6 protein-coding genes and 3 tRNA genes are annotated in these 8,284 nt (G+C 38.6%); 1 reads left to right on the top strand and 8 read right to left on the bottom strand.

From position 1 onward, the window contains the following. Positions 1-106: 106 nt before the first annotated feature. Together lon and lonB are read right to left on the bottom strand one after the other, a co-directional pair. The gene (lon, locus tag GX687_04770; GenBank protein HHX96759.1) at positions 107-2,431 is read right to left on the bottom strand and encodes an endopeptidase La; all 2,325 of its coding nucleotides are present in this window, start codon (positions 2,429-2,431) and stop codon (positions 107-109) included. A gap of 35 nt (positions 2,432-2,466) precedes the next feature. Then, positions 2,467-4,152, bottom strand: coding sequence for an ATP-dependent protease LonB (lonB, locus tag GX687_04775; GenBank protein HHX96760.1), 1,686 nt, complete (start codon positions 4,150-4,152; stop codon positions 2,467-2,469). A gap of 161 nt (positions 4,153-4,313) precedes the next feature. On the opposite strand from lonB, the gene GX687_04780 reads away from it, so the two are divergent. Continuing rightward, positions 4,314-4,493, top strand: a complete 180-nt coding sequence (locus GX687_04780) for a small, acid-soluble spore protein, alpha/beta type (GenBank protein HHX96761.1) — start codon at positions 4,314-4,316, stop codon at positions 4,491-4,493. Between the two features lie 129 nt (positions 4,494-4,622). Here the strand turns inward: GX687_04780 and clpX are convergent, their stop codons facing one another. From clpX to GX687_04810, 6 genes are all read right to left on the bottom strand, one after another. Then, positions 4,623-5,888, bottom strand: coding sequence for an ATP-dependent Clp protease ATP-binding subunit ClpX (gene clpX / locus GX687_04785; protein HHX96762.1), 1,266 nt, complete (start codon positions 5,886-5,888; stop codon positions 4,623-4,625). A gap of 14 nt (positions 5,889-5,902) precedes the next feature. Further along, positions 5,903-6,511: an ATP-dependent Clp endopeptidase proteolytic subunit ClpP gene (clpP, locus tag GX687_04790; GenBank protein ID HHX96763.1), complete on the bottom strand. Its 609-nt coding sequence runs from the start codon at positions 6,509-6,511 to the stop codon at positions 5,903-5,905. A 3-nt stretch (positions 6,512-6,514) separates the two neighbouring features. Continuing rightward, complete coding sequence (locus GX687_04795) at positions 6,515-7,810, bottom strand: trigger factor (protein ID HHX96764.1); 1,296 nt, start codon at positions 7,808-7,810, stop codon at positions 6,515-6,517. A gap of 191 nt (positions 7,811-8,001) precedes the next feature. Continuing rightward, a tRNA-Leu gene (locus GX687_04800) sits at positions 8,002-8,084 on the bottom strand. A gap of 16 nt (positions 8,085-8,100) precedes the next feature. Then, positions 8,101-8,176: transfer RNA gene (locus tag GX687_04805), tRNA-Lys, on the bottom strand. Between the two features lie 11 nt (positions 8,177-8,187). After that, positions 8,188-8,263: transfer RNA gene (locus tag GX687_04810), tRNA-Lys, on the bottom strand. Positions 8,264-8,284: the final 21 nt, after the last annotated feature.

Raw genomic sequence — 8,284 nt, forward strand, 5'->3', positions numbered from 1 at the left:
AATTGCCCTATTGTATATTGCTTCATTGTTTGTCACCTCCTGCTAATAATATAACACAAAAGTTATAGTTTAGCAAGCTGGTTCTATAATATTTTATAGTTTCATGTCAACAGCCCCTCGCCTCCAAAGCTATTGCCAAAACTTCAGACATTTTTTCCACAAACTCAAACTGTAAATCACGTTTTATTTTCTGCGGAATTTCCTCTAAATCTTTTTTATTTTCCTGAGGTAAAAGAATAATTTTACTACCTGCTCGATGGGCGGCCAATACCTTTTCTTTAATTCCACCTACTGGCAGTATACGACCGCGTAAGGTAATTTCACCAGTCATGGCTACTCTGCTTTTAACTTTACGGTTAGTCAAAGCCGAGGCTAAAGCCGTAGCCATAGTAATTCCCGCTGAAGGACCATCTTTGGGGATGGCTCCTTCAGGAACATGAATATGCACATCAAATTTACCCTGCAAATCTTCCGAAACACCTAATTCCTTAAAACAAGAACGAATATAGGTATAACCTGCTTGTGCAGATTCCTTCATCACTTCACCTAATTTACCAGTTAAAATTAATTTACCTTTACCCGGTAAAAGAGCCACCTCTACATTTAATAAATCTCCACCAACCTCTGTCCACGCCAATCCTGTCGCTACCCCCACCAAATTTTCTTTATCGAAAACACCATAACGATAACGGGGCACACCTAAATATTTTTTAAGATTACGAACAGTAATTTTAACCTTTCTTGGGGAATCTGCAGCAATTATTTTAGCTGCTTTACGACAAAGGCTAGCCAATTCACGTTCCAAATTACGCACCCCGGCTTCCCGAGTATAATACCTAATTAAAGCCATTAGGGCTTTTTTACTTATGGAAAATTGTTCAGCCAGCAAACCATTTTCCTTAATCTGTTTGGGTAATAAAAATTTTTGAGCTATCTGAAATTTTTCCACTTCTGTATAACCTGATAAATCTATTACTTCCATACGATCCAAAAGTGGCCGCGGTATTTTATAAGCCACATTAGCTGTAGTGATAAACAGCACTTGCGATAAATCAACCGGTACTTCAATATAATGATCACTAAAAGTATTGTTTTGTTCTGGATCTAGCACTTCCAAAAGTGCGGACGCAGGATCACCGCGAAAATCGGTACTCATTTTATCGATTTCATCTAAAAGGAAAACAGGATTTTTAGTACCAGCATTCTTTAATCCCTGCACAATTCGTCCAGGCATAGCCCCTACATAAGTACGACGATGACCGCGAATTTCCGCTTCATCACGCACTCCCCCCAGAGACATACGGACAAACTTACGACCTAATGCTCGAGCTACCGATTTAGCCAAAGAGGTTTTACCTACACCTGGTGGACCAACAAAACAAATAATTGGACCTTTAATTTTTTGAGTTAGTTTTCTAACTGCTAGATATTCCAAAATACGTTCCTTAGGCTTTTTTAAACCATAATGATCTTCATCTAAAATAGCCGCAGCTTTTTTAAGATCTACTTGATCTTCACTAATTTTAGCCCAAGGAAGCACAATCAACCAATCTAAATAATTTCTAATTACCGCTGCTTCCGGAGAAAGTGGCGGCATTTTTTCCAAACGTTCTACTTCTTTTAAAGCCTTTTTTTCCGCCTCTTCAGGTAAATGAGCTTCCGTAATTTTTTCACGATATTCTTGAATTTCCGCACTTAAACCATCACGTTCACCTAATTCCTTTTGAATGGCCTTCATTTGTTCACGTAAATAATATTCCTTTTGTAATTTTTCCATCTGCCGACGAACTCTTAAATTAATCTTTTGCCCTAATTGCAATATTTCTATTTCCTTGGATAAAATCATACACAACTTTTCCAGTCGTTTTTGTAAATCCAAAGCCTCTAAAAGTTCTTGTTTGTCTTCAATTTTTAATGATAAATGAGCAGCCACCAAATCGGCCAAACGATTAGGCTCATCAATAGTCGTAATAGCCGAAACCGCCTCTGGTGCTATTTGACGATTCAATTTAATATATTCTTCGAAAAGTCCCACTAAATTACGCATCAAAGCCTCTATTTCCAAAGTTTTCTCCACAGTTTCCTCATAAACTTGTACCTCTACCTGATAGAAAGGCTTCAGAGATACATACTCAACAATACTACCTCTTTGAAGCCCTTCAACCAAAATCCGCATAGCCCCACCGGGCAATTTAAGTGCCTGTTTAATTTCGGCTAAACAACCTACTTGATAAATATCTTTTTCTTTTGGCTCCTCAACCTGATATTCATGTTGAGTTGCCAAAAAAATCTCCCTTTCTTTTAAGAGTGCTTCTTCCACGGCTTTTATTGATTTTTCCCTACCAACATCTAAGTGAACAATTAAATAAGGAAATACCAGAACTCCACGTAAAGGCAACAATGGTAATGTCTTCTTCTTTTTTTCCGTCATAGTATTTCGCTCCTCCAATATTAATAATTGCTAATTCATACACAAACACTATCTTGTGGTGTACCTTGAGGGACTAATCTTTTTACTTTAGGTACGGTATATTCTAGTGCCTTTTCCAAAACCTCCTCTAATTTTTCCACAGGAATAATTTCAATATCCTCTCTACCTGTAAAAACCGACTGCCAATTTTCTCGAGGAATTAGAACCTGTTTAGCACCAGCCTGTTTAGCAGCCTCAATTTTAGCCACTATTCCTCCAACTGGTTTAACATAACCCCGCACAGACAATTCACCTGTTAGAGCTACTTCATGTTTAACTGGTATCTGCTCTATAGCGGAAAAAACAGCGGTAGCGATAGCAATCCCAGCCGAAGGTCCATCAGTAGGCAATCCCCCCGGAAAATTAACATGAACATCATAATCACAACAGGTGAGAGCAAATTTATGCCTTAAAACCGTAAGAACCGTTTCTACCGAACCTTTAATCGTGCTTTTCCGCTTTCTAGTTTGCCCACCCGAACTCTGCATTTCTTCTTCCACAATACCGGTAACCAATACTTGTCCCTGCCCCACATTTACCGGTAATACAGAAACCTCTATTTCCAACAACATACCTTGGTTAACCCCATAAACCGCCAAACCATTAGCTAAACCAATTTGTGAAGCCACAGGAATTTGCTTTTCCGGACGCGGTGCATAATGACCACTCTGTACTACCCATTCTATATCAGCTGGCTCAATTGTCAATTTACGATTATTAAGTACTATTCCAGCGGCTATTTGCATAATGTTTACCGCCTCACGACCATTAGCTGCATATTTTTGCAAAACCTCCAGGGCCAAAGGCTCTATAGGCATTCCTAGTTTACGAGCTGCATTCTGCCCAATTTTTTTTATTTCGGCAGGTGTCAAACCCCGGAAAAAAATCTCCACACAACGTGAACGAATGGCTGCCGGTATTTCTTGGGGCAGCCTAGTTGTAGCCCCAATTAAACGAAAATCAGCTGGTAAACCTTTTTGAAAAATATCATGAATATAACCGGGAATATTAACATCTTCCGGGCAATAATAAACACTCTCTAAAATTACCTTACGATCTTCTAACACTTTTAGCAACTTATTAATTTGACCAGGATGTAGTTCTCCGATTTCGTCAATAAATAAAATTCCCCCATGGGCTTTAGTTACAGCTCCAGGTTTTGGTTGGGGAATTCCGGCTACACCCAAAGCCCCCGCCCCTTGATAAATAGGATCATGAACCGACCCAATTAAAGGATCAGCAATTCCTCGTTCATCAAAACGAGAAGTAGCCCCATCAATTTCCATAAAAATAGCCTCTGGTCGAAAAGGTGACAAAGGGTTTTTTTTAGCCTCCTCTAATACTAAACGTGCTGCCGCCGTTTTACCTACACCAGGTGGTCCATAAAGCAATAAATGCTGTGGATTAGGCCCACATAAGGCAGCTCGCAGAGCCTCAATACCCTCCTTTTGACCTATAATTTCTGGGAAACTTTGCGGCCGCGTACGTTCAGCCAAAGGCTCACTTAATTTAATCCTGCGCAAACTATTTAATTTTTCAATTTCCCGACGCGACTCACGCCCTACAGCCATTTTATTACCTTGCTGATTTTTTAAGAGATTAAAAAAATAAACCCCAACAACAATAATGAAAAAAATTTGTAAAAAAATCAAGATACTGCTGACACTAAAAGGTCCCATCATTTCACCTTCCCCACTACTATTATCATCTAGTAGCATGACCACTTAAACCAACTTTTATGCTGGACATAATCTTTTTACTTTTGCAAAAGATGGTAACATTTTTTTTCTTTTTAAGGGAAAAATAAAATGAGCCTACAATCTCAAAAAGGAGATGGACTCAAATGGGCAAACGTCGTAGTATTATGTCTGATGCTCTGCGAATGGAATGTGCCAAAGAACTGGGTTTTTTTGAACAAGTACAAAAAGATGGTGATTTTGGTAATATTTCTTCCCGGAACTGTGGTTCCATGGTTAGAAAAGCTATTGAAATCGCTAATCGAAAAGTTCCTAAAAACTATTAAAGGTTCAAACTGCTCCCCAAACGAGATAGACTTTTTTCTTTATAGCACACATTCCGAGGGTTAACAGAATAGTTATAAATTCTGATAACCGGATTTAAAAAAAACCGGGGTACATTGCCCCGGTTTCTTTTAAGCACTAGCTTCTTTCTTTTTAGGATGACTGCCACTTCCGGTTACCAAAAGTAATTCTTCTTTGTTGCGAATAGCTTCTTTAGTAACAATACATTTTCTGATTTCCGGACTAGAAGGTACCTCATACATTACATTTTTCATTAAATCTTCGACAATGGATCTTAAACCACGAGCTCCAGTATCACGTTTAATTGCTTCTTTGGCAATTTCACGTAAGGCTTCGGGCTTAAATTCCAAAAGCACATTATCCAGTTCCAAAAACTTTTGATATTGTTTAACCAAAGCATTTTTAGGTGTAGTTAAAATAGTAATTAAAGCTTCTTCGTCCAAAGCATCAAGAGTAACAATTACCGGTAAACGCCCGACAAATTCCGGTATTAAACCATATTTCAATAAATCACCAGGCATAATTTGAGCTAAATATTCCCCGATGCGTAAATCATTTTTCTTGACTATATCGGCACCAAAACCCATCTTTCTTTGGCCGATTCGTTCTTGAATAATTTTCTCGATCCCTTGGAAAGCACCACCACAAATAAATAATATATTGGAGGTGTCTAATTGAATAAATTCTTGATGTGGGTGTTTGCGTCCACCTTGTGGCGGCACACTAGCTACTGTACCTTCCAAAATCTTTAAAAGTGCCTGTTGAACACCTTCACCAGATACATCACGAGTAATTGAAGGATTATCAGATTTCCGAGCTATTTTATCAATTTCATCAAGATAGATAATCCCTTTTTCCGCTTTTTCCACATCATAATCGGCAGCTTGAATTAATTTTAAAAGAATATTCTCCACATCTTCACCAACATAACCAGCTTCAGTTAAAGAAGTGGCATCTGCAATCGCAAAAGGAACATTTAAAAAGCGGGCTAGAGTTTGAGCTAAAAGAGTTTTACCACTACCGGTAGGTCCTAACATAACAATATTACTTTTCTGTAATTCTACATCATCTATTTTAGAACCAAGTTTCACCCGTTTATAATGATTATAAACGGCAACAGCTAGAGTTTTTTTAGCATCTTCCTGACCAACTACATACTGATCCAAAAAGGCTTTAATCTCTTTAGGCTTAGGCAATTCCCCTAATTCAAACTCTACATCTTCAGAAAGTTCTTCTTCAATGATCTCATTACATAGCTCAATACATTCATCACAAATATAAACACCGGGCCCAGCTACTAATTTCCTAACTTGATCTTGTATTTTACCGCAAAAAGAACATTTAATTTGTCCCTTTTCATCTCCGAAATTATACATAATCTCACCTCTGCCTACTTAGTTTTAGGATCCTGAGGTATCCTTAATAAAAGGTCATCAATAATCCCATATTCTTTAGCTTCTTCCGCATCCATAAAACGATCTCTTTCCGTATCCTCCGCAATTCTTTTTAAAGGCTGTCCGGTATTCTCGGCTAAAATTTTGTTTAACTTTCCTTTAATATGAATAATTCTTTTGGCATGAATTTCAATATCTGTAGCTTGACCTGTAGCTCCACCAGAAGGTTGATGAATCATAATTTCAGCATTAGGCAAAGCAAAACGCTTACCTTTGGTCCCAGCAGCCAAAAGAAAAGCACCCATCGAGGCCGCTAGGCCCACACAGATTGTAGATACATCAGCCCGAATATATTGCATGGTATCATAAATGGCCATGCCAGCGGTAATTGAACCTCCCGGACTATTAATATATAGGGAAATATCTTTTTCCGGATCTTCGGCATACAAAAATAATAATTGGGCAATTACCAAATTAGCCACTTGATCATTAATTGCCGTTCCCAAAAAAACAATCCGGTCCTTTAATAAACGCGAATAGATATCATAGGCTCTTTCCCCACGAGCTGTTTGTTCAACGACCATTGGAATAAGTGTCAAATCCATTTATTATTCCCCCCCTAAATTAGCCTGTTCTATTATAAGGTCTACAGCTTTATCTAACATTATACTCAATTCTATTCCAGTTTCACGCTGTTCTGCTGCCAGAAGCCTTTCGATCTGCTCGTCCTGTAAGCCAGCTTTAGCAGCCTCTGTACGGATTTTAGCTTCATATTCCTCAGCACTGACCACAATATTTTCCACCTGAGCAATTTTTTCCAAAACAAGTTCCTTGGCTAGTGCTTTCTCAGCTTCGGGACGTAGTTTTTCCTCAATATCCTCCTGAGTCTGATTAGATAACTCTAAAAACTTATCCCAAGGAATACCCTGTTGCCTCAAACCCATCTCCATATTCTGTACCATTGCTTCCAAGCGCCCATTAATCATCACCTCGGGAATTTCTACTTGAGCATTATCAACAACCTTTTGGACAGCGGTATCTTTGAATTCCTTTTCCGCATTTTCCTTAGCCACCTGCTCTAATTTATTCGCTATCTCATCCCGTAATTCCTGCAATGTAGCAAATTCGGAAACATCTTTGGCAAACTCATCATCTAAAGGAGCCAATTCCTTACGTTTAATTTCCAATACATCAACCGTAAAAACAACCTTTTGTCCCGCTAATTCCTTTACACTATAATCTTGAGGAAAAGTTATGTCTAAATCTTTAGTTTCTCCTGTTTTTGTACCCACCAACTGTTCCTCAAAGCCGGGAATAAAGGTCTGTGAACCCAATTCTAAGGAATAATTTTCGGCCTGACCACCTTCAAAAGGTTCACCATTTATTTTTCCTACAAAATTAATGGTTAAAAAATCACCCATTTCCGCAGATTCACCATTTAAAACAACTAATTTAGCATATCTTTGCCGCATGTTTTCAATTTCTTGATCAATTTCCTCAGGCTCTATTTTTACCATAGGTTTTTCTAATTCCAAACCTTTATAATCACCTAAAACAATTTCTGGCTTTACAAAAACAACTGCCTTGAAAATTAAAGGCTTGTTTTTTTCTAATTGAACCATTTCATATTCAGGTTCACTAACTACAGTATACTCAATTTCCTGTAAAGCGGATAAATATGCTTGTGGAACTGCACTTTGCAGTGCGTCATCTAAAAATATTTCCCAGCCATACATATTTTCAATAATAAAACGGGGGGCCTTGCCCTTGCGAAATCCAGGTACATTGATTTTTTTTACCATAGTGCGATAGGCTTTTTCCACCGCAACCTCAAAATCAGTTTCCGGGACTTCAATAGTTAACTCTACTTTGTTTTTACCAACTTCCTTGGTAGTAACTTTCATCTAAACTCTCCTCCTAATACCATATTAAACATCTAAAAAAAGGTTAATTGTAAAGAAATAATCATACGTTTTATTTTACAACAGATTGCAGAAAATAGCCAGAAAAGAAAAAAAACAACTTATTTACCCTTACAGCAAAAAACCTGCCAATGACACCTGGCAGGAATTGCTTCCATCTCGCTCTTTAGATTTGGTGCGGGAGAAGGGATTTGAACCCCCACGGTTTCCCACTGGAACCTAAATCCAGCGCGTCTGCCAATTCCGCCACTCCCGCGTAATTTTAAAAATAATGGTGGGCCATCAGGGATTCGAACCCGGGACTCCCTGATTAAGAGTCAGGTGCTCTACCAACTGAGCTAATGGCCCAAAAGATTAAGTGGTGAGCCATCCGCGACTCGAACGCGGGACCCCCTGATTAAAAGTCAGGTGCTCTGCCGACTGAGCTAATGGCTCACAAAATGGGGTGGCTGATGG

The organism is Clostridia bacterium, from assembly GCA_012841935.1.
Lineage (GTDB): Bacteria > Bacillota > Peptococcia > DRI-13 > DTU073 > DUTS01.

Bases quoted from the DNA above. Each gene is read 5' to 3' on its own strand.
- lon (HHX96759.1), bottom strand. From the start codon at position 2,431: ATGACGGAAAAAAAGAAGAAGACATTACCATTGTTGCCTTTACGTGGA.
- lonB (HHX96760.1), bottom strand. From the start codon at position 4,152: ATGATGGGACCTTTTAGTGTCAGCAGTATCTTGATTTTTTTACAAATT.
- GX687_04780 (HHX96761.1), top strand. From the start codon at position 4,314: ATGGGCAAACGTCGTAGTATTATGTCTGATGCTCTGCGAATGGAATGT.
- clpX (HHX96762.1), bottom strand. From the start codon at position 5,888: ATGTATAATTTCGGAGATGAAAAGGGACAAATTAAATGTTCTTTTTGC.
- clpP (HHX96763.1), bottom strand. From the start codon at position 6,511: ATGGATTTGACACTTATTCCAATGGTCGTTGAACAAACAGCTCGTGGG.
- GX687_04795 (HHX96764.1), bottom strand. From the start codon at position 7,810: ATGAAAGTTACTACCAAGGAAGTTGGTAAAAACAAAGTAGAGTTAACT.